General features: G+C 60.3%; 22 protein-coding genes and 1 pseudogene. 11 read left to right on the top strand and 12 right to left on the bottom strand.

The window, feature by feature from the left end; translation table 11 throughout:
• Window positions 1-8: 8 nt before the first annotated feature.
• The gene (locus VC352_RS16345; RefSeq protein ID WP_322980579.1) at window positions 9-494 is read right to left on the bottom strand and encodes a YbaK/EbsC family protein; all 486 of its coding nucleotides are present in this window, start codon (window positions 492-494) and stop codon (window positions 9-11) included.
• Between the two features lie 101 nt (window positions 495-595).
• Here VC352_RS16345 and VC352_RS16340 point away from each other — a divergent pair, with 101 nt between their 5' ends.
• The 3 genes from VC352_RS16340 to VC352_RS16330 all read left to right on the top strand — a co-directional run bounded on the left by VC352_RS16340 (window position 596) and on the right by VC352_RS16330 (window position 3,174).
• Window positions 596-1,075 (top strand): NYN domain-containing protein, encoded by a 480-nt coding sequence (locus VC352_RS16340; protein ID WP_322980578.1) that lies wholly within the window; start codon window positions 596-598, stop codon window positions 1,073-1,075.
• 8 nt (window positions 1,076-1,083) lie between these two features.
• A complete protein-coding gene (locus VC352_RS16335) occupies window positions 1,084-1,689 on the top strand; it encodes a 3'-5' exonuclease (protein ID WP_322980577.1) in 606 nt (201 codons plus the stop codon).
• A gap of 141 nt (window positions 1,690-1,830) precedes the next feature.
• Window positions 1,831-3,174, top strand: a complete 1,344-nt coding sequence (locus VC352_RS16330) for a DEAD/DEAH box helicase (protein WP_322980576.1) — start codon at window positions 1,831-1,833, stop codon at window positions 3,172-3,174.
• Window positions 3,175-3,260: 86 nt separating this feature from the next.
• On the opposite strand, the gene VC352_RS16325 is transcribed toward VC352_RS16330, so the two are convergent.
• A complete protein-coding gene (locus VC352_RS16325) occupies window positions 3,261-4,538 on the bottom strand; it encodes an O-antigen ligase family protein (protein ID WP_322980575.1) in 1,278 nt (425 codons plus the stop codon).
• Between the two features lie 42 nt (window positions 4,539-4,580).
• On the opposite strand from VC352_RS16325, the gene VC352_RS16320 reads away from it, so the two are divergent.
• The 5 genes from VC352_RS16320 to VC352_RS16300 are packed head-to-tail and all read left to right on the top strand — an operon-like array spanning window position 4,581 to window position 10,758.
• Entirely contained in the window at window positions 4,581-5,492 is a 912-nt protein-coding gene (locus VC352_RS16320) for a hypothetical protein (RefSeq protein WP_322980574.1), read from the top strand.
• Complete coding sequence (locus VC352_RS16315) at window positions 5,489-6,343, top strand: sulfotransferase domain-containing protein (RefSeq protein WP_322980573.1); 855 nt, start codon at window positions 5,489-5,491, stop codon at window positions 6,341-6,343. The genes VC352_RS16320 and VC352_RS16315 overlap by 4 nt, the downstream gene beginning before the upstream one ends.
• A complete protein-coding gene (locus VC352_RS16310; RefSeq protein WP_322980572.1) occupies window positions 6,327-7,277 on the top strand; it encodes an AAA family ATPase in 951 nt (316 codons plus the stop codon). The genes VC352_RS16315 and VC352_RS16310 overlap by 17 nt, the downstream gene beginning before the upstream one ends.
• Window positions 7,274-8,833 carry a cobaltochelatase CobT-related protein gene (locus VC352_RS16305; protein WP_322980571.1) on the top strand — a complete coding sequence of 520 codons (1,560 nt, stop codon included), beginning with the start codon at window positions 7,274-7,276 and terminating at the stop codon, window positions 8,831-8,833. Before VC352_RS16310 ends, VC352_RS16305 begins: the two co-directional genes overlap by 4 nt.
• Complete coding sequence (locus VC352_RS16300; RefSeq protein ID WP_322980570.1) at window positions 8,830-10,758, top strand: asparagine synthetase B family protein; 1,929 nt, start codon at window positions 8,830-8,832, stop codon at window positions 10,756-10,758. The genes VC352_RS16305 and VC352_RS16300 overlap by 4 nt, the downstream gene beginning before the upstream one ends.
• Before the next feature lie 290 nt (window positions 10,759-11,048).
• Here VC352_RS16300 and VC352_RS16295 read toward each other — a convergent pair whose 3' ends face one another.
• The 3 genes from VC352_RS16295 to VC352_RS16285 form a co-directional block, all read right to left on the bottom strand.
• Window positions 11,049-11,210: a hypothetical protein gene (locus VC352_RS16295; RefSeq protein ID WP_322980569.1), complete on the bottom strand. Its 162-nt coding sequence runs from the start codon at window positions 11,208-11,210 to the stop codon at window positions 11,049-11,051.
• 128 nt (window positions 11,211-11,338) lie between these two features.
• Window positions 11,339-11,503 carry a hypothetical protein gene (locus tag VC352_RS16290; protein ID WP_322980568.1) on the bottom strand — a complete coding sequence of 55 codons (165 nt, stop codon included), beginning with the start codon at window positions 11,501-11,503 and terminating at the stop codon, window positions 11,339-11,341.
• Between the two features lie 77 nt (window positions 11,504-11,580).
• Window positions 11,581-11,742, bottom strand: a complete 162-nt coding sequence (locus tag VC352_RS16285) for a hypothetical protein (RefSeq protein WP_322980567.1) — start codon at window positions 11,740-11,742, stop codon at window positions 11,581-11,583.
• Window positions 11,743-12,014: 272 nt separating this feature from the next.
• Here VC352_RS16285 and VC352_RS16280 point away from each other — a divergent pair.
• Together VC352_RS16280 and VC352_RS16275 are read left to right on the top strand one after the other, a co-directional pair.
• Window positions 12,015-12,368, top strand: a pseudogene (locus VC352_RS16280) (UDP-N-acetylglucosamine 2-epimerase); the annotation flags it as partial.
• Between the two features lie 80 nt (window positions 12,369-12,448).
• Window positions 12,449-13,147 carry a UDP-N-acetylglucosamine 2-epimerase gene (locus VC352_RS16275; protein WP_416340191.1) on the top strand — a complete coding sequence of 233 codons (699 nt, stop codon included), beginning with the start codon at window positions 12,449-12,451 and terminating at the stop codon, window positions 13,145-13,147.
• Between the two features lie 12 nt (window positions 13,148-13,159).
• Here the strand turns inward: VC352_RS16275 and VC352_RS16270 are convergent, their stop codons facing one another.
• Entirely contained in the window at window positions 13,160-14,872 is a 1,713-nt protein-coding gene (locus tag VC352_RS16270) for a WecB/TagA/CpsF family glycosyltransferase (RefSeq protein ID WP_322980565.1), read from the bottom strand.
• Window positions 14,869-15,852: an NAD(P)-dependent oxidoreductase gene (locus VC352_RS16265; protein WP_322980564.1), complete on the bottom strand. Its 984-nt coding sequence runs from the start codon at window positions 15,850-15,852 to the stop codon at window positions 14,869-14,871. The genes VC352_RS16270 and VC352_RS16265 overlap by 4 nt, the downstream gene beginning before the upstream one ends.
• Window positions 15,853-16,004: 152 nt before the next feature.
• On the opposite strand from VC352_RS16265, the gene asnB reads away from it, so the two are divergent.
• On the top strand, window positions 16,005-17,906 hold the full coding sequence (gene asnB / locus VC352_RS16260) for an asparagine synthase (glutamine-hydrolyzing) (RefSeq protein WP_322980563.1): 1,902 nt from the start codon (window positions 16,005-16,007) through the stop codon (window positions 17,904-17,906).
• Here asnB and VC352_RS16255 read toward each other — a convergent pair.
• The 5 genes from VC352_RS16255 to VC352_RS16235 all read right to left on the bottom strand — a co-directional run bounded on the left by VC352_RS16255 (window position 17,895) and on the right by VC352_RS16235 (window position 24,937).
• Window positions 17,895-18,968: a glycosyltransferase family 4 protein gene (locus tag VC352_RS16255; RefSeq protein ID WP_322980562.1), complete on the bottom strand. Its 1,074-nt coding sequence runs from the start codon at window positions 18,966-18,968 to the stop codon at window positions 17,895-17,897. The two genes, asnB and VC352_RS16255, sit on opposite strands and share 12 nt — an antisense overlap.
• A gap of 8 nt (window positions 18,969-18,976) precedes the next feature.
• Window positions 18,977-20,311: a hypothetical protein gene (locus tag VC352_RS16250; RefSeq protein WP_322980561.1), complete on the bottom strand. Its 1,335-nt coding sequence runs from the start codon at window positions 20,309-20,311 to the stop codon at window positions 18,977-18,979.
• Window positions 20,290-22,893 carry a hypothetical protein gene (locus VC352_RS16245; protein ID WP_322980560.1) on the bottom strand — a complete coding sequence of 868 codons (2,604 nt, stop codon included), beginning with the start codon at window positions 22,891-22,893 and terminating at the stop codon, window positions 20,290-20,292. The genes VC352_RS16250 and VC352_RS16245 overlap by 22 nt, the downstream gene beginning before the upstream one ends.
• On the bottom strand, window positions 22,894-23,637 hold the full coding sequence (locus VC352_RS16240; protein WP_322980559.1) for a TylF/MycF/NovP-related O-methyltransferase: 744 nt from the start codon (window positions 23,635-23,637) through the stop codon (window positions 22,894-22,896).
• A gap of 121 nt (window positions 23,638-23,758) precedes the next feature.
• Entirely contained in the window at window positions 23,759-24,937 is a 1,179-nt protein-coding gene (locus tag VC352_RS16235; RefSeq protein ID WP_322980558.1) for a hypothetical protein, read from the bottom strand.
• Window positions 24,938-24,965 lie beyond the last annotated feature (28 nt).

Below are 24,965 nucleotides of genomic sequence, written 5' to 3'. Positions count from 1 at the left end.
GGACAGGTTCAAGGGTACTCCAGCTGTGCATTGGAATGTGCAGCGAGCAGACGCGGCAGTTCTTCGCCTGGTACTTCCAGGGTCAGCTCGGGCGGGCCGGGGGAGTACAGAAGAAAGTCGCAGGCCAATACCGCATGGTCGATCAGCAAGGTGATGCTCGCGTCGTGGCCGAAGGGGCAGGCGCACATCGGTACGCAGCCGGTCTGCGCGCTCAGCGCCTCGTCGCTGGCGATACGTGGGCGCTTGCCCAGCAGGCGCTTGAGCGCGGCCCAGTCGGCGCGTGTACCTTCGAGGGTGATCAGCATGGCGTGGCGCGTGCCGTCCACCTGCAGGAACAGGCTCTTGCTCTCCACTCCACGCAGGCCGAACCGCTGGCGCACGGCATGCGCGGTGGGGTAGTCGAGCACGGGCTCGTGCTCGACCAGGCGATGACTGATTTGCAGGCGCTGAAGCAGGTCGAGGTTGCGTTGGCACAGGCGGTCGAGAGGCGTCATGTCGGTCAGGATAGGGGTTGCGCCGCATCCGGGCCAGCCCTGGGCGCGTCGGCAGTCCGGCTCTGGCATACTGGCGCCTTCGTTGCCCCCGAGGACTCCCGGTGAAGAAGATCGCCGTATTCGCCGATGTGCAGAACCTCTACTACACGGTACGCCAGGTGCATGGCTGTCACTTCGACTACAGCGTGCTGTGGGCGGAGGTCAGCCGCCGTGGCGTGATCGTCGAGGCCTACGCCTACGCCATCGACCGGGGTGACGCCAAGCAGCAGCAGTTCCAGCAGATCCTGCGCAAGCTGGGCTTCACCGTGAAACTCAAGCCTTATATCCAGCGTGCCGATGGCTCGGCCAAGGGTGACTGGGACGTGGGCATCACCATCGATGTGCTCGACGCCATCGACCGTGTCGACGAGATCGTCCTGGCCTCGGGCGATGGCGATTTCGACCTGCTGCTCGAACGCGTGCGCAGCCGAGGCGTCGAGGCCATCGCCTTCGGCGCGCCGGGGCTGACCGCGCAGTCGCTGATCCGCGCCGCCAGTTTGTACGTGCCCATCGAGGGTGAACTGTTACTACGCAATAACTGAGGTTTCACGTGGAATCCATTGCCGTTATCGACTTCGAAACTACGGGCGTGTCGCCGAGCCAGGCGCGCGCCACCGAAATCGGCGTGGCCATCATCGAAGGCGGGCGCATCGTCGATCGTTACCAGAGCCTGATGAACAGTGGCGCCTGGGTGCCGCCGTTCATCGAACAGCTCACTGGTATCAGCAATGCCATGCTGCGCAAGGCCCCACCATCCGATCAGGTGATGAACGAGGTGGCCGAGTTCATCGGTGACAGACCGCTGCTGGCGCACAACGCCGCCTTCGACCAGAAGTTCTGGGACGCCGAGCTGGCGCGTGTGCGACGCCGTCGCTCGCAGCCGTTCGCCTGCTCGCTGCTGCTGTCGCGGCGTCTGCTGCCGGAAGCACCCAGCCACAAATTGGGCAACCTCAACGCCTGGGCCGGTCTGCCGGACACAGGTCGGGCCCACCGCGCCCTGGCCGATGCCGAGATGGCGGCGAACCTGACATTGCACCTGTTCGGCCTGCTGCGTGAACGCCATGGCCGGCACCAGGCTGATCATGCGTTTCTCTGCCAGTTGCAGAACCTCTCCGCTGCCAAGGTGCGCGCGCTGTTGGCAGCGCCATGCCCGTAGCCCGGATGCAATCCGGGAGTTCAGGTGGGTAAATCCCCGTGTTGCATTCGGGCTACCTAGCTTGCGTTTGCATGCGGGCTCCTACAGGTAGGCTGGCGCGGGTAAACTGCGCATCTGTTTCCTTTCCAATTCGGTTACCCCATGACCTTCGCCTCCCTCGGTTTGATCGAGCCGCTGCTGCGCACCCTCGCCGATCTCGACTACCAGACCCCGACTCCGGTGCAGAGCCAGGCCATCCCTGCCGTGCTCAAGGGCCGCGACCTGATGGCCGCTGCGCAGACCGGCACCGGCAAGACCGCCGGTTTCGCCCTGCCGCTGCTGCAGCGTCTGACCCTGGAAGGCCCGCAGGTGGCAAGTAACTCGTTGCGCGCCCTGGTGCTGACGCCGACCCGCGAACTGGCCGAACAGGTGCTGCAGAGCTTTCTGAGTTACGGCCAGCATCTGCCGCTGAGCAGTTACGCGGTGTACGGCGGGGTCAGCATCAACCCGCAGATGATGAAGCTGCGCAAGGGCGTCGACATACTGGTGGCCACACCGGGCCGGCTGCTCGATCTGTACCGACAGAATGCGGTGAAGTTCAGCCAACTGCAGACGCTGATCCTCGATGAGGCCGACCGCATGCTCGACCTGGGCTTCGCCCGCGAGTTGGACGAGCTGTTCAGCGCGTTGCCGAAAAAGCGCCAGACTCTGCTGTTTTCCGCCACCTTCTCCGATGCCATCCGGCAGATGGCTGGCGAGCTGCTGCGCGACCCGCTGTCGGTGGAAGTCAGCCCGCGTAATGCTGCGGCAAAAACCGTAAAGCAGTGGCTGATTCCGGTGGACAAGAAGCGCAAGAGCGAGCTGTTCCTGCACCTGTTGCAGCAAAAGCGCTGGGGCCAGGTGCTGGTGTTCGCCAAGACCCGCAAGGGTGTCGATCAGCTCGAACAGGAGCTGCTGGCCATGGGCGTATCAGCTGACTCGATCCACGGCGACAAGCCGCAGCCGAGCCGTCTGCGTGCCCTGGAGCGCTTCAAGGCCGGCGAGGTGCAGATCCTGGTAGCCACCGACGTGGCCGCGCGTGGCCTGGACATCGATGATCTGCCGCTGGTGGTCAACCTCGATCTGCCGATCAATGCCGAGGATTACGTGCACCGCATCGGCCGTACCGGCCGTGCCGGCAGCACCGGCGAGGCGATCTCCCTGGTCTGCGCCGACGAGGTGGATCAGCTGGCGGCCATCGAGAACCTGACTCAGCAACTGATCAAGCGCGTCGACGAGCCGGATTTCATTCCGGATCATCGCGTACCGCTGACGGCAGTTGGTGGCCAGGTGTTGAAGAAGCCGAAAAAGCCCAAGCAGAAGCTGATTCCTGGTGCGGCCAAGCCTGTTGGCAAGGGCAATATCCACCTAGGCCGCTGGTTCGAGGAGGAGGACAGCAAGCCCAAGGCCAAGGCGGTGCGCAAGGTGCCCAGCTTTGGCAGCAAGCCCAAGGGGGGCAAGAAATAGCAGGCTAAGTTGGCGGTTTGCACCCGCCCTACGGGTGCAAACCGTAGGGCGGGTGAACCTCGCCAGTGATCAGCCGTGTGCCTGAGCTAGTGCCTGGTCGATTGATTGGAGGGCGATTGCTGGGGCTGTAATCCAATCAATATGCCAACGGGAAGCCAGAACATGACCCAGTAATGGTTTGGGCGCAGGAATACTGCATGAACATCCGCCAGCATCGCCGTCATCGCCAGAATGAGCAGTGCAAGCCCCAGGCGTGCCACAGGCTGCTGGCGCAAGTGCCAGCCTTTATGCAACAGACAGCCCAGAAACACGATGAACAGGGTGATGCCGGGTAGGCCTAGCTGATACCAGAGCTGCAGATAAAGGCTGTGAGCATGATCTACAGAGCCACTCCAAGGGTAGGTGAAATCGAACGCTTTTCCTGGCCCTTCTCCCCATAGCCAGAAGTCCGGTAGACGCTCCAGCCAGCTCAACCAGATCAGATCACGTCTGCTTGCGCCCCTTACCAGCCACTCGTTGCGCACTTCCGGCCAGAAGATGATCAGCATGCCCAGGAGCACAACGGCTCCGGCGATAAGTAGCGTACGTGCGGCGCGTCCGGGAGACAGCAATAACAGGCACAAGCCAGCTGTCAGGGTGGCAATCCAGGCGTTGCGGGTAAATGTCAGCAGAACATAGAGGCACAGACCTGCGATACCGAGCAGTATCAGGCCTGCTTGCCATGCACGATGGGGGACTGCGACCAGGCGCTGGCTCAGGATAATGACAAAGATACTGTAGTAAAGGCCGGCAATTACCGGATATTTCAGATCGCCCAGGCCATGCCAGTCCAGGGTATAGAGGCGGGCGTCTTCGCGAATGGTCGCGTAGTCCAGTGGTATCGCCTTGATGCCAAACTGATGTATCACGGTCATCCAGGCGAACACAGCCGCTACCGACGCGCTTAACGTAAGCACTGTAATCAGCGTTCGTGGGTACGATGTCAGGCGCCCGACTGCGTGAATGTAGAGCACCACGAACAGGGCGATCTTCAGCCAATAGCCTGAGCTTTTGCCGCCGACTTCCGCTCGCCAGAGGGCATTCAGTATCAGGCAGGCCAGCAGGCCTGCCAGGGCAAGAACCGCTGGCTGCTTCCATAGCTGGCAGTCTGCTTGAATGAACAGCAAGACCAGGCTGGGCAGCAGTAAAAAAAAATGAACCTGGGTGGAGTAGCTACTGCCGTCGGCAATCAGCAGTATTCCTGATATCTGCAGAAAAAGTCCGAGACTGAGCACTGCCTGCCAGGGCGGTGAAAGCGCCATACGTCCATTTTTATGGGCTGCCACTTGGCTGGCTAGTCTCCTTACGCTGTGGAACAATCCCATGGTTTACCCGTTCCCTTCTGGATAAGGCATTAGCCACTATTTATGTCGCGCATTCTGCATAAAGCCTATGGCTTGTCCATCGACTCCGATTTGCCATTGCCCGAGTTATCGTCCATATCTCCAGATGCTGCGGATGGCGTCGACGTCGAGATTCGGCAAATGACGCTGGAGACTCCCGAGCGTTATGGCGCGCTGCAACAGATGGGGCCTTTTCTCTGGGCATCCACAACCTGCTTGTGGTTGCAGGTACCCGGTATCGTTACCTTTCTCGTGCGTGAGGGACGGCAGATTCTCTTTGACCCCGCAGCAGGTGTCGACGAGGACAGCATCCGTTTATTCCTTCTGGGGTCGGCCATTGGTGCATTGCTGATGCAGCGAGGATTGCTCGTATTGCATGGTAATGCAGTGCGCATTGGTGACCGTTGCATGGTCTGTCTCGGTCATTCGGGTGCCGGCAAATCCACCCTGGCAACGGCGTTCTCTCAGCGCGGATACGAAATATTGGCCGACGATGTAGTGCCCGTTACGGCAGATGGATGGGTGCTGCCGGGCATTGCCCGAGCCAAATTGTGGGCCGACAGCATCAAGCATCTGGGTATCGAGGCGACCGGCTTGCCGCGAATAAGGCCCATGCTGGAGAAGTTCAGTTTACCGCTGGCCCGTTCGGCCGAGCTGGAGCCGATTGCTCTGGGCGGGTTGTACATCCTTGATAAGCACGACCTGAGCAGCCCCACTATCGAGACGCTACAGGGTATCCAGCGATTCGAGAAACTCTGTGAGCACAATTACCGGCCACGTTTCATCGATGCGCTGGGGCTGCAAGCTCAGCGCTTTTCGCTCTGCGCTGCGGTAGCCGGCAAGGTAAAGGTCAAGCAATTGATGCGCAGCTCTACAGGCTTCGATGTCGACAGTCTGGTCGACAGGATTCTCGCTGACATGGGCGTGGTTGCATGAGTGAGGGTATCTACTGGCTGGCGTCTTACCCCAAGAGCGGAAATACCTGGCTGCGTACCTTCATCAGCAATCTGTTGAGCGATGCCGATAAGCCCGTAGAGATCAATCATCTCATCGGCGATCATGCCGCTGATCGACATTGGCTGGATGACGTGTTGGGTCTTTCCAGTGCGGATCTCAGTGATGACGAGTTGAAGCAATTGCGGCCTGCCGTATACCAGTGGGGCGAGAGGCTATCTCGTTACGTCAAGATCCATGATGCCTACGACTATTGTGCCGATGGTTCGCCGCTGATTGGTCGCTATGGAACGGTGGGCGCCGTATACCTGGTGCGCAACCCCTTGGATGTCGTGCCCTCTTTGGCCAACCATTTTGGCTGTGATCTCGAACAGGCCTTGGCCGTTGCACTCGATAGTGGGTTCGTAATCAATCACAACCCAAAGCGCTACCGCTCTCAGACCAGCCAGCGGTTGTCGTGCTGGTCAGGGCATGTGCGCAGTTGGCTCGAGCAAACGGATGTGCCCGTGCATGTCATGCGTTATGAAGACATGCTCGATAAGCCTCTTCAGACATTCGCAGCGGTAGCTCGCTTCCTGGGGGGGGCCCATGATTCGCAAGCGGTCGCCAAAGCATTGCGCTTCAGTGACTTCGAGGTACTGGTCGAGCAGGAAAAGCGTGGTGGTTTTCGCGAGCGTCTTTCCAACCAACCCTTCTTCAACAAGGGCAAGAGCGGCTATGGTCATTCCATGCTGAGCCCTCAGCAGATCCAGCGCATCCTGCAAGCTCATGCACCGATGATGGAGCGTTTCGGTTATTTGGACAGTGGAGCTTTTGATGAGCAAGGCCGGTAGCGAGTCTCCCGATACTTTATGCGACCCTCTGGCGACCTTCGGTTGCCAGCTACCCTGGTCGGTGCCAGCTTTTGCCCAGACCAGCGATCATGTGCCGATGGCCGATCCTGCCTTCCAGTTCGACCCGCATGTCTGCCGCGCCATTCTTCTGGGCTTTGCCCATGCTCGCCGTGTTTATCTGTACGGGCCGCATGGCAGTGGCAAGTCGACGCATATCGAGCAGGTCGCTGCCCGGTTGAATTGGCCCTGCCTGCGCATCAATCTCGACGGCCATGTCAGCCGAGCCGACCTGATTGGTCGTGACATGCTGGTCGTGCGCGATGGGAAGCAGGTTACTGAGTTCGTCCCTGGTCTGCTGGTCTGGGCTTTGCAGCGCCCCATGGCGCTGGTGCTCGATGAGTACGATGCAGGTCGCCCCGAGGTGATGTTCGTCATCCAGCGCCTGTTGGAGGCCGATGGGCGTCTGACCTTGCTGGATCAGAATCAGGTCATCACGCCACATCCGGCATTTCGTCTGTTCGCTACCGGCAACACGGCTGGCAGCGGTGATAGCGCAGGGCTGTATGCCGGTACACAGGTGCTCAATCAGGCGCAGCTTGACCGTTGGAACGTCATGCTGGAGTTGGGCTACCCACCGAAGGAGCAGGAAGCCAGGATCATCCACGCGCGGCTGCCGACCCTGACTCAGGAGCAGGTCAGGGGCATGCTCGAACTGGCATGGCTCTGCCGTCAGGCGCATGAGCAGGGCGAGCTGTCTTCGCTGCTGTCATTGCGCACGCTGCTGGCCTGGGGCGAGAACCTGGTGCTGCTCGAAGACATGGCGCAGGCGTTCTGTCTGTCGTTTCTCAACCGCTGTGACGTTGCCGAACGGCCCCTGGTCGCCGAGCTTTATCAGCGCTGCTTCGCGCGTGAACTGTTTGACGTCGGACGATGAGCGGCGATTCTGAGTCCGGAGCATTGCAGGCCTGGCCGGCCATCTATGCCGGCACGCCTGGGGTGGCCGTTGCTCATTCGGATCGAACCCGTAGTGATGCTGACGCTGCCTGGCAGCGCTGGCATGAGGTACAGAGCGAGGCGCTGTTCTCCGTACTTGAACAACCCTGGTACAGGGTGATCGAACAGGCGCGAGTGGAAACGCTGGCCAGCCAGCATCTGCCAGGCATGGCCCATAACCTGGCGTTTCTACCCTCGTCGTCCACCGCCTTATCGCCTGCTGCGCATCTTTACCACTGCGCCCGCTCTGCCCTGTCCGGTGAGGTGCTGAGTGACGTGCAATGGCAGGTTCCCGATCAAACGGCTGGCCGCTGGTTGGGGCGTCTTTTCGAGCGTGGTCGCCAGCGCCAGTTACAGCAACTGAGTGTGTTTTTGCCAGTGAGGTTGTCCGAGGCGCGTATGCAGTTGGCCGATGCCCAGGGCTTCGCTCGGGTGATCAAGCCCCTGGTGGAGGCCTATGCCCATGCATTTGCATCCGCGCAGCCATTACCCTCGCAGCCCATGGTTGCCAGCGCGACAGCCGGAGGACGGGAGAACCTACCTTCGCGTTCGCTCGAACGCCCTGCAGCGCAGCAGGATGGGCCGTATCGGATTTTTTCCCAGGCTTGGGACGAGGTGCTGGGCGTGCGCGAACTGAGGGCGCTGGCGCAACAGCCGCATGCCGCTCTGAGCGACGAGATCCAGGCACAGGCCAGGCGCCTGGCCCAGCAGCTACGCAAGCGTCTGCAAAGCCTGCAGCAGCATCGTTGGTGCTTCGATCAGCCACAGGGCATGCTCGATGCCCGCCGCCTGACATCAGTGGTGACCAGCGCCAATACGGCGATATTCCGTCAGCCACAACAGGCTCCGCTGACCGATGCCTGCATTTGTCTGTTGCTCGATCAGTCCGGTTCGATGCGTGGCCTGCCGCAGCAGATGACCTTGCTGGCGGTCGATCTGGCTGTGCGTGCACTCGAAGCAGCCGGCGTCTCGTGTGAGGTACTGGGTTACGGTACGCGCTATGCCGGCCAGGACAACCCGGTACTCGACGCCTGGCAGGCTGCAGGCCGGCCGGTGTCACCCGGACGGCTCAATGCCACGCGCTACCTCGTCTACAAGAGCGTGCGGCAACCCTGGCGCGCCGGTCGTGGGCTATTGATGCGTCAGGCACCGCTCGCTGGGGAAAACATCGATGGAGAGGCGCTGCTCTGGGCGGCCAGGCGCCTGCTCAAGCAACCGCAGCGGCGCAAGATTCTGCTGGTGTTCTGCGATGGCGCTCCGCATGACGAGGCGACCATCACGGCCAATGGCCCTGACTATCTACGCAGACACCTGCACCAGAGCATCGCCATGATCGAGCGTGGGCCGATCCATCTCGCGGCCATTGGCATGGGCCAGGGCATCGCTCACTACTATCGCCACAACCTGAGGCTGCAAGGCCCTGAGACGATCTTTAGCGTATTGTTCGAGCAGTTGCCGCGTCTACTTGATTACCCGCATGGGGAGAGGTTTGCATGAGTGCCATTGCCGGCATCGTTCGCTTTGACGGTCAAGCGTTGGATCGCAATGTATTGCAGCGCATGAGCAGCATACTGGCGCCATACGGGCGTGATGCCCAGGACACCAGGCAGGGGGCTGGGGCCGGCCTGGTGCGTACCTTGCTGCGCACGACGCCGGAAGATCGGTATGACCGCCAGCCTGTCGCTTCCGCTGACTGTCAGGTGGTGTTCGCTGGGCGCCTGGACAATCGTGACGAACTGATCGCTCAGTTGGCGCTGGACGAGCGCCTGAGCAGACAGATGGCCGACTCCGAGTTGATGGCGCAGGCTTGCCAGCGTTGGGACACCCTTGCCCTCGAGCGTGTCGAGGGTAGTTACGCCTTGGCCTGCTGGCAACCACAGCGCAGGCGGCTGTGGCTGGCGCGTGATGTCATGGGCGGACAGCCATTGTTCTGGCACCGGCAGTCCGGATTCCTGGCCTTTGCTTCCTGGCCCAAGGCGCTGTTCTGCGTGCCAGGTGTCCCGCGCAGTGTCGACGAGCAGAGTGTGCTCGAACAGCTGGCTTTGCTGCCTATGGCGGGTTGTTCGTTCAAGGATATCCAGCGGGTGAATCCCGGGGAGTTCGTGCTGGTGGAGGGTAATCAGCTTTCCACCCATGTCCATCGGCGCCTGGGTAGCGGCCCGCAGGTGCGCTTCACGCGGGACGAGGACTATGTCGAGGCGCTGCATGAGCATCTTCAGCGGGCGGTGTCGGCCTGTTTACGCTGCAGCGGGCCTGTAGCTTCGCACCTCAGTTCCGGCTTCGACAGTTCCACCGTGACGGCCTACGCCGCGCGCCAACTGGCGCACAAGGGTGAGCGCCTGACCGCCTACACGGCAGCGCCCAGAGAAGGCTTCGCAGGGCCTGTACCGCGTGATCGGCATGGTGACGAAAGCAAGGTCGCAGCCCAGTTGGCGGGGCGTTTCGACAATATCGATCATGTGATTCTGCGTTCCTCGGGCCAGTCGCCGCTGGAGTCCCTGGAGCAGGAGATCGACGAGCTGGATCAATCTCCTGTCAATCCTTGCAATACCCTGTGGATTCGGGCCATCGAGCGAGATGCACAAGCGCGTGGTTGCAAGGTGATGCTGACCGGGCAGATGGGCAATATGTCCATTTCCTATGATGGCTATCCCTACATGGCCTCGCTCTGGCGCAAGGGGCGTTGGCTGCAGTGGTGGCACGAACTGTGTGCCTATCAGCGTACGCATCCACAATGGCGCAGGCGTGGCCTCGCCCTGCGGACGGTTGGTGCCTCTATGCCAGGCTGGCTTTGGAATCAGGCAGTCGCCAGGCGGGAGGGACGCGACAGTGGTCTCGATCACTACACTGCTGTCAATCTGCAGCAGGCGACGACTGGCTGGTTGCAGCAGCGCGCCGCTGCCAAAGGCTGGGATCTCAATTACCGGCCCTGGCATGACGGCAGGGCCATGCGCCTGGCCGTGTTGGGGCGGGTTGATACCGGCTCGGCGCTTGCTTCGGCGAATTTGCGCGGGCTGGAGATGCGCGATCCCACCAGTGACAGGCGGCTGGTGGAGTTTTGCCTGGGCGTGCCGGATTCGCAGTTTCTGCGCGATGGGCAACCGCGCTGGCTGTTGCGTCGGCTGATGGCTGACGTGTTACCCCAGGAGATACTCGAGGGGCGCGGCAAGGGGTATCAATTCGCCGACTGGTATGAGGGCCTCAGTGCAGATCGTGAGCGTCTGCGCGAGCAATTGCACCGGCTGCGTCAACATCGCCGCGCGGCACAATTGCTCGACCTTCCTGCTCTGGAAGCGCTGCTCGAAAACTGGCCCGAAGAGGGTTGGGCCGATATGGTGACCATTCGCAACTATCGCCTGAAACTGCTACGGGGCGTTGCAATGGGTAACTTCATCCGCTATGCCGAGCCTGAAAATCGCTGATGATGGTCTAGAAGCCTTGTGAGGATAGTCAGCTGCTACTGCGTTTCGTGACGAAAGAGCGAAGCTGATATCTAAGCGACTTGAGGTAAGCCGCAGCTCAGCGCTTGGTTTGTCGGGGCTAGCCTAGCGTTGAGTGTCGATTTGCTCGCTCTACTCGGCGTGGGAGATGGTTTAAAGGTGCATAGGTGTGATGCGCACCTCTCCCGATGATGCCGCTTTGAGGCGTGTTGTCAGGCGTGCATGGAATAATGCACGGCCTGACAACGAAATGCTGAAGAGCTGATAAACAGTCAGGAAAATGAACCTGAATCGACTAGGCTGGGCGCAGCAATCTCGGTTGCTGCGAGATCCAGACGAACAAGGCGTGGCGCCTGGTAGGGTTGGCGTTCGCGGGCGTCGATCTGCTCGTTTGGCTCGACTGTGGTAACGCTTTCAAGGTCTTGGGGCTGCATGTCAAGAATCTCCTATTAGGTTGATAAGCGAAGCCAGTCTGGCCGGTCAGTCACTGATTATGAGGATACGCAGGTAAAGACAGGATGCTGGCAACTGGCAAGAGATTGCAAAGATACTTTGCTGAGGTTCAGGACGTTACAGTAATGCCGTCACTGATTGTGCCGGCGGAGCCCAATGTTTTTGAAAGCTCCATTCGCACCAGGCAGGGTGCCTGGTAGGGCTGGCGTTCACAGGCGTCGACCTGCTCGTTTGGCTCGGTGGTGGTAACGTTTTCAAGGTCTTGTGTTTGCATGCTATTGCTCTCGTGGCAGGTGCCGATCAACGATTATCTTCGGTGTTGTAGTGCCGGGGGAATAGCGCTAACAGGGGTCAGGAAAATATGCCCGCGTCGGATGTGCCAGCTGAGCCAGCCTCGGTGTTTTTGAATTCAAGTCGGACAAGGCAGGGCGCCTGGTAGGGCTGGCGTTCGCGGGCGTCGATATGTTCGCTTGGCTCGGCGGCGGAAACGCTTTCAGGGTCTTTGGGTTGCATGTCGGGGCTCCGTGGTTGCAGATATCTGGTCGTATCAGCGTTATCTGTTGGGCAAGCGCTTAGGATGCCGCGCAAAGTGCCCGCCGACGAGTTCTGATTGAACGGTGGTACAACTGGAGCGTTCTAGCACGATGATCGCTCGTCTGCCAGATGATAGATCCAATGGCGCTACCAGTGGCTGCCCCCAGCGCTCCCTTAATGCCGATACGCTTTGCATGCTTGAGTAGGGGGAGGGCATACGGCATTCTTGCGAAGCCTAGGATCGGCGGTTGATGGGATTTCGCTGGCTTATGGCCTCATTTACCTGCCCGAGTCGTTTCATGCACATCGCCTTTGTCCTGGGTACGCGCCCCGAAATCATCAAGCTGTCTTCCCTGATCAAGGCCTGCCAGGATCAACGGATCGACTACACCCTGATCCATACCAATCAGCATTATTCGTCCAATATGGATGCGCGCTTCTTCGAGGAGCTTGCGCTGCCGCCTGCCAATTTCAACCTGGGGGTCGGGGCCTGTCCTCCGGCCTCACAGGTCGGGCGTATGCTGGTGGCTCTGGAGCCGTTGCTCAACGAGCTGCAACCTGATCATGTGGTGGTGCAAGGCGATACCAACAGTGCTCTGGCTGGCGGGCTGGCGGGCTGGCCGCGAGCAAGGCGGGCTTCAATGTGGCGCACGTCGAGGCAGGGTTGCGCAGTTTCGATCGCAGCATGCCTGAGGAAAACAACAGGGTGCTGCTCGACCATCTGGCCAGCCATTGGTTCTGCCCTGCCGAGCGGCAGGTTCAACTCCTGGCTCGAGAAGGTATCACCGGCTCTGGTGTGCAGATAACCGGCAATACGGGGGTGGATGCCACCTTGCTCTATGCCGCACGGTCAATCACGCATTCTCAAGTGCTCGAACGGTTTGGGTTGCAGGCAGGCAATTACCTGCTGCTGACCTGTCACCGGCCCTCCAATACCGATGATCTGTCGCGTTTCGCTCAGCTCATGAGCGCTATCGAACACCTTGCCCGGCAGCGTGGGCAGGTGGTGATCTTTCCCTGTCACCCTCGTTTGTCTGCCGCACATCACGCAATACTCGCGACCTTGCCATCGATTCGCTGCTGCGAGCCACTGGGCTATCTGGATACCTTGGCATTGCTGCAGCAGTCGGCTCTGTTGCTTACCGACAGCGGGGGCTTGCAGGAAGAAGCCTATGTGCTGGGTTTGCCTTGCCTGGTGCTGCGCAACAATACCGAACGCCCTGAAACCCTGGAAAACGGTGGAGCCTGCCTGGTGCAGGATATTTCGCCAGAGGCGCTTGGCCGGCTGGCGGCCGAGCTGGAGGCGGCGAGCATTCACAGGGGCGGAGCCCTTGGCGATGGCCTTGCCTATCGCCATATTCTCGGCGCGTTGCTCGAATCCTGAGGCTTTCGGGGGTTAGCCAAAGAGGCGCTTGGCGAGCCACGCCGGCAGCCACAGCGTGATCAGGCGGCTATTGCTGGTGACATAGCGCTTGAGTAGCCTCCTGGGTTCCTGGATAAGGCGAAACAGCCACTCGCAACCGGCACGCCGCATCCACAGTGGAGCACGCCGCAGGCGCCCAGCCAGGACATCGAACGAGCCGCCAACCCCCATCAGAAAGGGTATGTCGAGCCTGGCCTGGACGCGGCTCAGAAACAGATCCTGATTAGGTGTGGGGAGCCCGACGATCAGGCAGTCGGCTCTGCTGTCGCGCAGTGTCTCGAAGAGCTGCGGCTCCTGTTCTGCGTTGAAATAGCCATGGTGCCAGCCCGCCAGTTGCAACGTCGGGTAACGGTGTTGCAGCGTCCTCACGGCTTCTTCGATGACGTCGGGCCTTGCTCCCAGCAAATAGGGACGTAAGCCCTGGGTGGCACAGGCGTGCAGCAGCGCATGCATCGTATCGATGCCGGTTACCCGCTGCGGAACGGGGATACCCAGGCCGCGAGCTGCCCATACGACCCCCATGCCATCTGCGACGCAAAGCTCTGCACGAAACAGTGCCTGGCGCAGTTGGGCATCCTCTTGCAGGTCGATCAGCTTGGCGGTGTTGACGTCCGCCAACCTCAGCGATTGGCGTGTCTGCATGCTGTCCAGTGCGCGCTGCATGACCTGTTCCTGTGTCACCAGGCTGACGGGAGCGCCGAGTACGATGGCTTGCGTTTGGGTCGAGAGCGCCTGATCCAGTGCCCTTTCATGTCGCCACCGGGAAAGCCTTCCAACCCTGTCTGCACCCAGTACGGATTGAAGGGCTTTCAGGCGCATGCGGCGGGTTGGTGAGACAGGCGTTCGCTGAGCGTCTCGGGCCTGTTGCAGAAACGCTTCGCGTTGGGCAGGCGTCACGGGGGCAATGGCCGAGCCTTCCTCAGCAGGGCGTGCCTCCTGATAAAGATTGTCGGCCGTACAGTTTGTGGGGGCGACGGGTTCCCAGCCTCCCAGGCGTATTACGCGCTGCAGGCCGTCTGCACTGAAATAGCAGGTGTGCGCTGGATGCACTGCCGTCCAGGTTGCACCCGGGATGAACGCATCGGGGACTTCGATGGCCAGGCAACTTTCGGGCGTACTGACGGCGGCAAGCCGCCTGAGCACACCCACAGGGTCGACCAGATGTTCGAAGGTATGAAAGAGCGCGATCAAATCAAGCGTACCGACTTGGTCGATCTGCTCGAGTTCGATGAACCGAACGGGAGCGCCATCGAGTGCCAGGGTGCGTTCTGCATGACCTGGCTCGACCGCGAACAGCTGCAGATCATCGCGCAAGGCATGCAGGCTGCCAAGAAAGGCGCCATGGCCGGAACCGATCTCCAGAACCCTGGCATGGCGGGGTAGTGATTGGGCCAGTCGCCTGGCTCTGTGCAATGCCAGTTCACGGCTACGCATCTGCAACAGCAGGCGTTCGTCCGGCGTGTCGCTGGCCATGAAGGGAAACAGCTGGCGATAGTGTTCTCGGTAGAAGTGATCCAGTGTCGTGGCTGGTAGATCCGGACACAGGTAAGCCGAGGCGCAGTGCCCACAGCAATAGAGCGTCTGGCCGCTATCGAGCAATTGTTCCCGGTCGATGGCGTGCTGATCTTCCGTCATGCCACAGAACCGACAGATGGCCGCTCCGTAGTTCGGTCGCATCAGGCTCATGCGTTGGCCTTATGCTTTTGCCACTCGGTCACGATTTCCTGAAGGCTGTCATCGAGCGGTGTCGCTGCATGCCAGCCCGTGGTCTCTGAGGTTTTTTCCGGAGCCCCCCACTGGCTAGGACGGTCGACCTTACGGCGCAGTGCTGGATCGCTGTGAATCTCTACCGTCAGCCCCAGGCATCGAGCCAGGCCATTGACGATATCGGTAATTGCCGTTTCGCGACCGCTGCACAGGTTGTAGGCACTGGCGCCTTGCTCGGGCCAGGGTGCAAGGTGGGCTAGGGCGGCCAGACCGGTGGCGAGATCCCTGACATCGACGAAGTCGCGACGAGTATGCAGGTTGCCCATCGCCAGGCGTATATGCGAGCCCGCCGGTGCACCTTCCATCCGTCTCAATACCTCAGGGATCAGATGGCCGTTGGGGTCGCCCCAGCCTATGGCATTGAACAGTCGGGCAATGATGCCGCTGGCCCCAGTGCGCTCGGCCCACAGTGCCAGTTGGTGTTCGTTGCTCAGTTTGGTGCCGGCATAGACGTCGCAAGGATGCAGTTGCATGTCTTCACGAAGGGGCTCATCCGCGACGGCGTAAACCGCGCCGCTGGAGGCCAGCAGGACGCGTTTGCAGCCTTGCTTTGCACAGGCATCGAGAACGGTCTGCAGGCCTAGTACATTGACCTCCACAGCCAGCCTGGGATCGGCTTCACAGCTGGGGATGTGATGCAGCGCCGCCAGGTGAATCAGCGTATCCGGTTCGAACTCGCGCAATGCCTGTTCAACGCGCTCTGGGTCGCGTATGTCGCCAAGGAAAGTGGTGAGACCAGGGCGAGCCTCAGGCATGGGCAGGCCGACGGACAGATTGTCGAAAACGGCGACATGCGCGTCTGGTAGCAATACTTCCAGCAGGCGACTACCAATGAATCCGGCCCCACCTGTGATGAAAACCCGCCTTTTGTTCCCCGATGCTGCGAATGGTGAAGACAACTTCCGCACTCCCTGGCTGGCAAATCAGGCACCGGGTTCAGTGCCATTGATGGTGCCGCCTATTGTAGGGCGGTTTTGGCAGAACAACAGGTGGGTAGACGCAGAATCCGATGGTGATTGTTGTTAGGATGCTGCGTTGATTTCTGGGACTCATGTCGCTCGTCCAGCGTGATGTTCGGACTGTATGGAGGCTGTCTATGTGTGGTCTGGTAGTTCTGGCGCGTTGGCCAGAGCAGGCGAGCAGGCTGGCAATGCGAGCTGCGTTGGACTGTCTGGCGCATCGCGGGCCAGACGCTGAAGGCATGCATGCAGCCTGGGGAGGGCGGTTGCTGCTGGGGCATCGGCGTCTGGCGATTCTCGATACCAATACGGCAGCTTCCCAGCCCATGATTGACCCGCTGACGGCGACCTCGCTGGTCTTCAATGGCGCGATCTACAACTATCGAGAGTTGCGCGCTGAGTTGCAGGCACTAGGCGCCGTTTTCAGCACCGGCTCCGATACGGAGGTCATCCTGCTGGCCTGGCGTCATTGGGGCACGGCATGCTTCCAGCGCTTCAATGGCATGTGGGCTCTGGCGATACACGACGGGCCTTCCGGGAAGCTGTATCTGAGTCGTGATCGCCTTGGGGTCAAACCTCTGTATTGTCGGCGATCGGCAGACTGCCTGGCGGTGGCCAGCGAACTCAAGGCTGTGCTGGCAGCCAGCCAGGCACCGGTAAGAGTCGATCCCGTCGCGGCCTTGGACTACCTGAGCATGGGCTTGCTGGATCATCGCCCTTCCAGTTTTCTGCAGGACATCATCGAGGTACCACCCGGGGCGCTCTGGTGCGTCACGCCGGATGGCTTCATCGAGCAGCGACGTTTTCATGACTGGCCCGAGGTCGATCCGGACTTGCACTGCGAGACGGTCGCCAAGGCGCTGCCCGAGCTTCTCGAGGATGCCGTCGGCTTGCGTCTGCGATCGGACGTTGCGCTTGCAGCGCAACTTTCCGGTGGTATGGATTCGGGTAGCGTGGCTTGGGCAATCGGTCAGCAACGCCAGGCGCTGGAGCATTTCCAGGGCTTTTTTTCCTATGGATACGATGGCGAGACGGGCCAGGAACACGACGAAACGGCAGCCGCCTTGCGCACGCTGGAGCATGTCGCGCCTGGTTTGCCGTATCACCGGGTCGCGGCTGCCGCTTGTCCGCAACTGGCAGAGCTCGAACAATTGATCGCGGTGCAGGAGTTGCCGGTGGCGACGCCAAGCATTCTGGCGGGTTGGCGCCTGTTTCGGGCTATTGCGGCAACCGGGGCGAAGGTGGTGCTGACGGGAGACGGCAGTGATGAGCTGTTTGCCGGCTACACCCGGCGCTATTTGCCGCTGGCACTGCGTCGAGCGCTCGGTCGACTGGATTTTGCACAGGCGGGTGCGCTTCTGGCGAGCGATGAGCTGTCATACGGCACGGCATTGCGCCGACTGGTCTGGAGTCTGCCCTCGTCTGCCCTGAGCGGCTTGTTGCGCAGGCAGCCTCATATGCGCGCGATCCGTGAGGATTTCCTGGCGGCCCAGGGAGCGGCATTACAGGGCGTCATCGCTCTGCAGCGCCAGGACATCGATGTCCAGGGTGTCGATGATGTGAGGCGGGTGCTGTTGCCGCAGATTCTGCGCTATGGCGACCGCAATGCCATGGCCTGGGGCATCGAGTCACGGTCGCCTTTTCTGGACTACCGCATCGCTGAGCTGGCCATGCGCCTGCCGGCATCGCGCAAGGTAGGACCTACGGGGGGCAAGCTGCCGCTGCGCATGGCGATGGCTGGCCGTCTGCCGGATTCCGTGGTGCGTGGACACAAGAATCGTGGGTTGGGCAATGCCGAACAGTACCAGGTTGGCCATATGGATCTGACCGAACTGCTCGAAGCACCTCCGCAGGCCGCAGCGGATTTCATCGACATAGCGCAGCTACGTGAACAGCTACGTCGGCAGCCAGGCAACCCCAGATTGTGGTGGCCGGTCTGTTTCCTGCTGTGGCTACGTTGGCTGGAGACCGGGCCGGGCCGACTAGCGTGCTGACAGGTTTTCGTAGAGGGCTTTTACGCGCTGACGAATACCTTCCCAGGTGAAGGTATTGATCGTGCGTCGATGATGTTCGTCGCCGATCCGGTTTCGAGACTGCTGCACGATGCCTTGTCCCAATCGGCTGACATCCGCGAGTGGGTAAAGAGCATCCTCCAGGCCGACTTGGGCGAGGATCGCCCGGTTGCCTGGAATGTCGCTGGCGACCACCGGGCAACGGTGCAACAGCATTTCGATGATCACTGTCGGCATGCCTTCCATTTCCGACGGCAGCAGGAATGCATCGGCTGCCGCCGACATCCCGGCGACATCGCTGTCGCTGACGAAGCCGTGGAACTGTACCCGTTCACTCAGTCCCTGGCGGGCTACCAGTTGCTCCAGGCGGGCACGGTCAGGGCCTGTTCCGACCAGGTGCAGCACGGCTTGCTCGAGTCCGGGTTGGGTGAGCGCTGCGATGGCGTCTTCGAGGCGTTTGACGCAGTCGAGTCGTCCTACTGACAGCAAGGCCGGCGAGCCCTTGAGTTCTGTTCCCATGGTGTCCTGAGGCAGGCTCTTCAGCAGTACACAGTTGGGAATGAATACGGGGCGTGTGACGCGCAGATTCCGAGCCTGCAGATAGTCCAGCCAGAACTCAGCCAGTAACACGGTGGCATCAGCCCGTTTCAGCAGCCAGCGTTCGGCCAGTTGATCCCATAACCACTTGGCTGCGCGTTTACCGATGTTGCTGTCATGATCGTAGTAACAGTGCGGTGTGTAGACGATTTTCTTGTTCAGACGATGGGCCATGTACGCCGCACGTAAGCTGATCGGTGTGCGTGAGCCATGGACATGCACGATATCCGCCCAGCCAATGTCAGCCAGCAGGTTGGCCTTGCTTGCATGATGGACTTCATAGCGGCCCGCCCCTGCGTCAGGGTCTGCATCCTGAGCGATCACACGTATCGAATGCCCCTCTTGCAATGCCAAATCGGCCAGGCCGGCCATATGGCGCGGAACGCCGCCACCACCAGTGTGAGGTTGGAAGTTCTTGTAGACGTGCAGGATGCGTGTGGGCGTCATGTCGAGACTTATCTGAGGGGCTGTGTAGTGGTAACGGTGCTGCGTGTATCCGTGGCGCCGAATACGCGTACGGCGCCGCCGAGCATCAGCCAGAGCGCCGCCGAGCCTGAAACCGAGAGGATGTGTTCGGAGGTGACCAGTGTGATGGTCATGCCGACTGCTAGGTAGAAGATTGCCAAGCCAAGCGTCTCTTGATGCTGACGGTATCCGTTGAGCGCCAGGAGCATGGCTCGCCCATAAAAATACAGGAACACCAGTGCACCGGGGACGCCGATCTGGAAGGCGATGCTGAATATTGCCCCTTCGCCGCCGCCGAGACTGCTAAGGAAAAGTGTTCCGGCTACCGCGCCCTGTCGTCCCAGTCCGCCGCCCAGCAGTAAAACCTGTGGCAGGTCTTGCAGGTTTTTTTGCAGGGCTGTCCAGTGCCCGATACTGGAACCATCGAGGAAGAAGATGGTTTTGATGATCAGGGAAGCCGAGGCCGCGAGAAAGCCCGTCAGTACGACGCTGGCGAGCATCAGCCGCACCCAGGGCGGGCCCGATAGCTGGCGTGCGCTGAGTGCGTAGCCGAGCAGTGCAATCCCTGCCATCAGCATCGCGCCGCGGGTTCCGGACATCCACACGCCTGCCAGCAGAATGGCGCACAGCAGCAAGCGCAGGCAGAGGCCTGCACGATCACGCAGATACCTGTGATTCATCGCCAGCGCCAGCAGTGCTGCAATGGCCAGAAAGCTGCCTTGAGCCAGCGGTGCGGCTAGCAGCCCGGCAGCGCGCCGTTGCAGGTTTTCCATGGTGCCCATGTAGAAGTTCCAGGGCAGCGCGGTTTCCGGGTGTGTCGATTTGCGTAGAACCCCCTTGACCTGCGCGCTGTACTCAGGAAAGCGCAGGGTGTGAGTCCAGAATTCTGTGTGGCCGATATCCCAGACGCCGAAGGCAGTGCTGGCCAGTGCGATAAGGACGATGAACGATGCGCTGCGCCGCAGCTCTGCGGCGTTGCGAATGCAGTAGTAACCGACCAGGAACAGCAGCGGGGGAATCATCAGGCTGCCGAACGAACCGATGATGATTGGCAGTGAAACCCCGTAGGCGAGACCGACCGGAATGTGCAAGAGCGCCAGAGCGCCATACAGCACGATCGCGATGAGCATATCCCTGGGCAGTCGGCAGACCAGCAGGCATAGGGCTGCCGTGATGATGATGGTGGCGTCGCGGCTAGGGCGCAGCATCGAGGCCGCCGGGAAATTTCCCGCGTCATAGAGCCAGGCCGTGAACAGATCACCACAGTGAATCCAGAGGATCAGCAACAGCAGGTAATAGCGTCTCATCGCGTGGAACTCACCCATTCCAGCCATTGGTCATTCGCTTTGAATGTGTCCTCCAGCCAGTCGCGCTGGCGCTTGAGGAAGACCTGCCGTTGTTCCTCGTGTTGCATCAGTTCATCCAGGAGTTGCCTCAGCGCCTGGTAATCGGCCACACGGATCAGTGGCTGGCCAACCCTCCTTGCGGCTATCGAGCCGGGTGCCTGCCAATCGAGACCGATGACCAGATGCCCGTAGCGTGCGGCATCCAGCAATGCAGTGGAGCAAAAGCCCAGCACGATGCAGGGGGCGCTTCCCGGCTGCAGGATGCCAGGTGGCGGGCGTCGACACAGGTGGGACAGTGGTGCGGGGTAGGGTGTCGCCTGTCGACATTCCTCGGGGTGCAGTAGGATTTGTAGGCGTTGCCCGTAGTGATCGTCAGCATGCAGGTGTTGCGCGAGTTGGATGAAGTCCGCCTTCAACGAGCGCCCGAAGATCGGGGTATGCGTCTGGGAAACGATGCATATCGCCGCTGGGGTAGAGACTGTCTCGGTGGGAGGCGGCAGCGGTTTGCTCGGGCCGCGAAGCAGGTTGGCAGAGGGGAAGCCCAGCGCCAGATAGGCTTCCTGGCTGCTGTCTCCCCAGACCAGTTGCCGATCGGCTCGTGGTGGCGTGAATTCGTCTGTTGGCAGCCCGTGCTGTACACAGAGGCTGCGCCATTTGCCCCGGCCGGCCTCTATGGCGGCAACGGCAAACAGGTCGAAGTCGTTGTGCAGTAGCAACGTCCCGCCAGTAGGCTGTTGCGCCAGGGTGCGCTGCCATGCGTTAAGCCAGAGGCGATGACGGAACAGCGTGCAGCGTACCGGCCAGGCCTCAATGGGAGCCTGATGTGTTGAGGGAAGCGGCATGATCCAGGCGTGCAGAGCACTGAGCCAGCCCTTGAAGGATGGGCGTGCAGGGCAGTATCCGCTGACTGTCGAGCGTAGACGCGGGTGGATGACGATGGCAGTGGGGCATCCCCGTGTTTGCAGGTCTTGCAGGCAGGGTTCCAGTGCCTCGCGACCGCTGCTGCCGGGCAGTGACGCCAGCCCGATGATCGCGGGTAATCGGGCCGAGTGGCGAGGCAGTGACAGGCAGTATCCGGCGTCACGCATGGCTGCCAGGAAACAACGCAGGTTGCGTCTGTAGCCTGTGCGTTGCCGGATGAAGAAGAGTTCATGACGCAGGCGGCTGACTTCTGCGCCGTAGTGATCGGCGAGGGCTTGCTGGAATGCTGCCGGCGACTGGGTTGTGTCAGCATGTGAGGTGCCCGTATCCCGCAATGCCTGAGGCTGTCGATAGATCGATAGCAGGATCAGTGGCAGCAATGCCGCATTTAGCAGCCAGGCAATTGGATGATCGATGATCAGTGCGCTGATGAAAATGGAGGCCAGGAGCAGATAGCCACCGGAGGTAAGCCCAAGGCGGCACAAGTGAAGTGTTGCCAGTGTGAGGCCCAGCATGACCAGTGTGCGGCCCCACAACAGTCCGGCGGCGGAACCCAGCGCAAAGGCCGTGAGTTGCCACAGCGCACTGATGAGCAGTCCGAAGAACATGAGGTGCAAAAGTTGGCGCTCGCGCCCATGGCCGATGGCTAATGCACTGCCCAGGCCGCCCAGGGTGATGAAGGTCCAACCCAATATGATCGGGATGAGCAGATCCAGCCTCTGCAACAGGGGTGTTGCTGGCCATAGCGTCCAGAAGGCCAGTACCAGCAGCAGGCCGATTGCCAATCCTGCCAGTAGCAATGCGCCCAGATAGCCAGCCCACCTGGAACCCGATCCTTTGACTTCGACCAGCAAGAGGCGATTGAACTGGTTGAATATTCCGGATGCGCCATTGAGCGCGTGGCTCAATAGGAGATAGGTGGCCGTGAAGCTGGGAGCCAGTTGGGCGATCAGAAATGGTGTGAGGCGCTCATGCAGGGTTCCCGCGATACCGATCGTCGAGAGCTGCAAGGCTGAACGGAGAAGGCTGTTTTCCCGTTTGCCGATGCAGGGCACCAGCAGGGCCGGGCGCCCGAAAACAACGACATTGACCACCGCCTGAGCCGCGAAACCCAGGCTGACTAGCGCACCAGCCGCACTGGCGGAAAGAGGGGTATTACTCAGAAGCGGGATCAGGCTGGCCATCAGGGCTGTGGGCCAGGCAATTTGCTGAAGCAGAAAGCCCGTATGCCGTCGGCCCTCGGCGAGCAGCGGTGCTGAATAATTGATCAGGCCCAGTAGCGTTGCCGGCAAGGCGCTGAGCAGGTAGGCAAAGCCATCGCTTTGCGCGCCGCGCGTCAGTAGCCAGCCAAGCAAGACTGCTGCATAGAGCAACAGCGTCAGCGTTAGACGGTGCAGAAGCGCCTTGCGCCAGCGCTCGCTCCAGCCTGGCGCCTCGGGCGATTCGCGCAGAAATAGAGAGCTGTAGCCCAGGTCGGCAATGAACAGGGTGCTGAGAATCAGCAGGTGAGCCAGGCCGATTTCGGCATACAACGATTGGCCAAGCTGCTGCAGAAGGAGTAGCTGAAAGGCAAAGTTGGTGATCTGGCCAGTGGCATAGATGGCTGCGCCACTGGCGAAGCTGAGGCCGGAATGTGCCATCTATTGTGGGGCCGTCTGTCCGTCTCGGTTCGGTACATGGCACAGGTAGGCACGCGATGCCGCGCCATAGGCAAACCAGGGCTCAAGTTCGATCTGGCTTTGCTCCAGGAACTCACGCAATGCCTTGCGCTGACCCTTGTCATTGCTGGCGCGGAACAGATCATGGTCGTCGCATAGCAAGACGCTGCCCTGTACCAGTCGGGGGCCGATCATGTTCAAAGCATCACGCGTGGATAGATAAAGATCGCAATCCAGATGCACGATCGCGGCGGGGGCTGAGCCAATGGCATGGGCGTTGTCGCTGAAAAAACCAGGCACCAAGCGCAGGCGCGGCGCCGTCAGGCCAACAGCGGCACAGAGTTCCCGCGTGCTTTGTTCAGTGGCCATGAATGTGCCCGTGGCAAGGGTATCTTCGCCCTCATCATTTTCCGGCATGCCCGAGAAGCTGTCGAAGCCGTAGAACATGCTCTGATGGCTCATGAAGTTTGCAACGCTACCCTTGCGCTCATAGGGAAGATCCTTGGAATTCAGGATCCGTCCATTGCAGCGACAGTAAGACAGCCATGAGCTGATCAGACTGTGCCCGCGATAAACGCCAAATTCGTAGTAGTCGCCACTGAGTTGTGTTGCGTGTACGTAAGCCCAGGCACGGTGCAAAGCACCGTGAACATCGTTGCGGTTGAAGTGCGTGCGCGCGCGTAGTCGCCAGTAAATCAGGCGCGCTCGATCCTTGAAGCTGGGCATCCGTTTACTCCTGGTGTGTATGAAGGTAGACGCTGGATCATGCTGGATTGACGATGGTTTTACAGAACCCTGTAACCCCTTGCTCGGCCTGTAGCCTGAAGCGCATGCCTTGCGCCGCTGATTATTTGGCGCTGAGCGGTAGTACCTGACGACGGATCAACTGATACAGGGCAAGCAAGATCGAACTGCCGAAAAAAACCAAGCCGAATATGCCGGCGCCGACGATCAGCGGGCGCCTGCTAAGGATTGGTGTTGCCGGAAGGTCGGTGGTTGCCTTGAGTTGAAGCAGTTGTGGCTTGCTGAGCAGAGACTGAACCTGGTTCAGCACGTCCGAGCTGACTTCCGTTGCGGCCAATGATGAAACATTGGCTTGTTGGAGCTGGTTGGCGCGCGTGATCAACTGTTGAGCCAGATCGTGGCCCGAATGATTGAGCGGTAATGACTCATCGATATTGCTGATGACCTGCTCGTAAAGTCCAAGCCGCTCCAGCTCGTACTCGGTTTTCTTGATCAGGCTGTTGTCCTCCGAAATCGTTGATTCCAGTGCAACGATCTGGGCCAGTGGTGATAGATAGCGGCCGCCACCACCTTGCACCGAAACCAAGGTATTGCGCTCTATCTGACGAAGTTCGGGGTACTGAGCCAGCAACTGTTGCATGTCTTCGATGCGGCTGCGATTGAGTTGGATGTCGACCTGTTTTTCGAAAAGCTGGACTTGCAACTCCGGTCGCTTGTCGATGATGAGGTTTTGCCAATCGTTTATGAGGCTGCGTGCACCCTCCAGCATCATTGCTTCACGAATCTGGCTGATCATGAGCTGTTGAAGACGTTTGGATTGGTCGTCGTTGCTGGCTCTGATGGACAATTCCAGACCCAGGGTGCTGGCTTTTTGCAGATTGGCGCTCGGTGCGTCCTGAATATCGTCTCGGCGCAGTGCCGAGCGATAGCGAACACTGTTTTTCCAGAATTCAGGGTTGCCGAAACGGCCAGCCAGTCGCTGGCGCTCGTCCTCATCGCTGTCTGCCAGGTTTTTCTCAAGGGTGTTCTGAATGAGGGCTTTATCTGGAAGGATGGGCTCTATCTGGCGCCATTTGTCCAGTGACAGGGTCGGGGTATCAAGCAGTGCAGTGAGCTGATAAATCGGATTATTGGCTACCCAGAACACGATGGGCGCAGTGCACAGCAGCGCTATCAGCAGTACCCAGCGCCCTTGCTTCAGGTAGAAGTTCAATATGCCGATAAACAGGTCGCCCAGCGAGGCTTCATCTGTTCGAGTAGGGGCATCGGCTCGTATCGACATGGTTTGGCTCATCGTGCGTGGTCAGGGT

The sequence above is a fragment of the Pseudomonas sp. C11 genome (assembly GCF_034683865.1).
GTDB lineage: Bacteria > Pseudomonadota > Gammaproteobacteria > Pseudomonadales > Pseudomonadaceae > Aquipseudomonas.
This window is presented reverse-complemented; position numbering and strand designations above follow the sequence as displayed.

What these genes read in the sequence shown, in the direction of transcription:
- VC352_RS16285 (WP_322980567.1), bottom strand. Translation starts at nt 11,742, where the DNA reads ATGCAACCCAAAGACCCTGAAAGCGTTTCCGCCGCCGAGCCAAGCGAA.
- VC352_RS16345 (WP_322980579.1), bottom strand. Translation starts at nt 494, where the DNA reads ATGACGCCTCTCGACCGCCTGTGCCAACGCAACCTCGACCTGCTTCAG.
- VC352_RS16330 (WP_322980576.1), top strand. Translation starts at nt 1,831, where the DNA reads ATGACCTTCGCCTCCCTCGGTTTGATCGAGCCGCTGCTGCGCACCCTC.
- VC352_RS16300 (WP_322980570.1), top strand. Translation starts at nt 8,830, where the DNA reads ATGAGTGCCATTGCCGGCATCGTTCGCTTTGACGGTCAAGCGTTGGAT.
- VC352_RS16255 (WP_322980562.1), bottom strand. Translation starts at nt 18,968, where the DNA reads ATGACGCCCACACGCATCCTGCACGTCTACAAGAACTTCCAACCTCAC.
- VC352_RS16315 (WP_322980573.1), top strand. Translation starts at nt 5,489, where the DNA reads ATGAGTGAGGGTATCTACTGGCTGGCGTCTTACCCCAAGAGCGGAAAT.
- VC352_RS16240 (WP_322980559.1), bottom strand. Translation starts at nt 23,637, where the DNA reads ATGCCCAGCTTCAAGGATCGAGCGCGCCTGATTTACTGGCGACTACGC.
- VC352_RS16290 (WP_322980568.1), bottom strand. Translation starts at nt 11,503, where the DNA reads ATGCAAACACAAGACCTTGAAAACGTTACCACCACCGAGCCAAACGAG.
- VC352_RS16310 (WP_322980572.1), top strand. Translation starts at nt 6,327, where the DNA reads ATGAGCAAGGCCGGTAGCGAGTCTCCCGATACTTTATGCGACCCTCTG.
- asnB (WP_322980563.1), top strand. Translation starts at nt 16,005, where the DNA reads ATGTCGCTCGTCCAGCGTGATGTTCGGACTGTATGGAGGCTGTCTATG.
- VC352_RS16305 (WP_322980571.1), top strand. Translation starts at nt 7,274, where the DNA reads ATGAGCGGCGATTCTGAGTCCGGAGCATTGCAGGCCTGGCCGGCCATC.
- VC352_RS16295 (WP_322980569.1), bottom strand. Translation starts at nt 11,210, where the DNA reads ATGCAGCCCCAAGACCTTGAAAGCGTTACCACAGTCGAGCCAAACGAG.
- VC352_RS16270 (WP_322980565.1), bottom strand. Translation starts at nt 14,872, where the DNA reads ATGAGCCTGATGCGACCGAACTACGGAGCGGCCATCTGTCGGTTCTGT.
- VC352_RS16235 (WP_322980558.1), bottom strand. Translation starts at nt 24,937, where the DNA reads ATGTCGATACGAGCCGATGCCCCTACTCGAACAGATGAAGCCTCGCTG.
- VC352_RS16275 (WP_416340191.1), top strand. Translation starts at nt 12,449, where the DNA reads ATGCCTGAGGAAAACAACAGGGTGCTGCTCGACCATCTGGCCAGCCAT.
- VC352_RS16245 (WP_322980560.1), bottom strand. Translation starts at nt 22,893, where the DNA reads ATGGCACATTCCGGCCTCAGCTTCGCCAGTGGCGCAGCCATCTATGCC.
- VC352_RS16320 (WP_322980574.1), top strand. Translation starts at nt 4,581, where the DNA reads ATGTCGCGCATTCTGCATAAAGCCTATGGCTTGTCCATCGACTCCGAT.
- VC352_RS16250 (WP_322980561.1), bottom strand. Translation starts at nt 20,311, where the DNA reads ATGGGTGAGTTCCACGCGATGAGACGCTATTACCTGCTGTTGCTGATC.
- VC352_RS16325 (WP_322980575.1), bottom strand. Translation starts at nt 4,538, where the DNA reads ATGGGATTGTTCCACAGCGTAAGGAGACTAGCCAGCCAAGTGGCAGCC.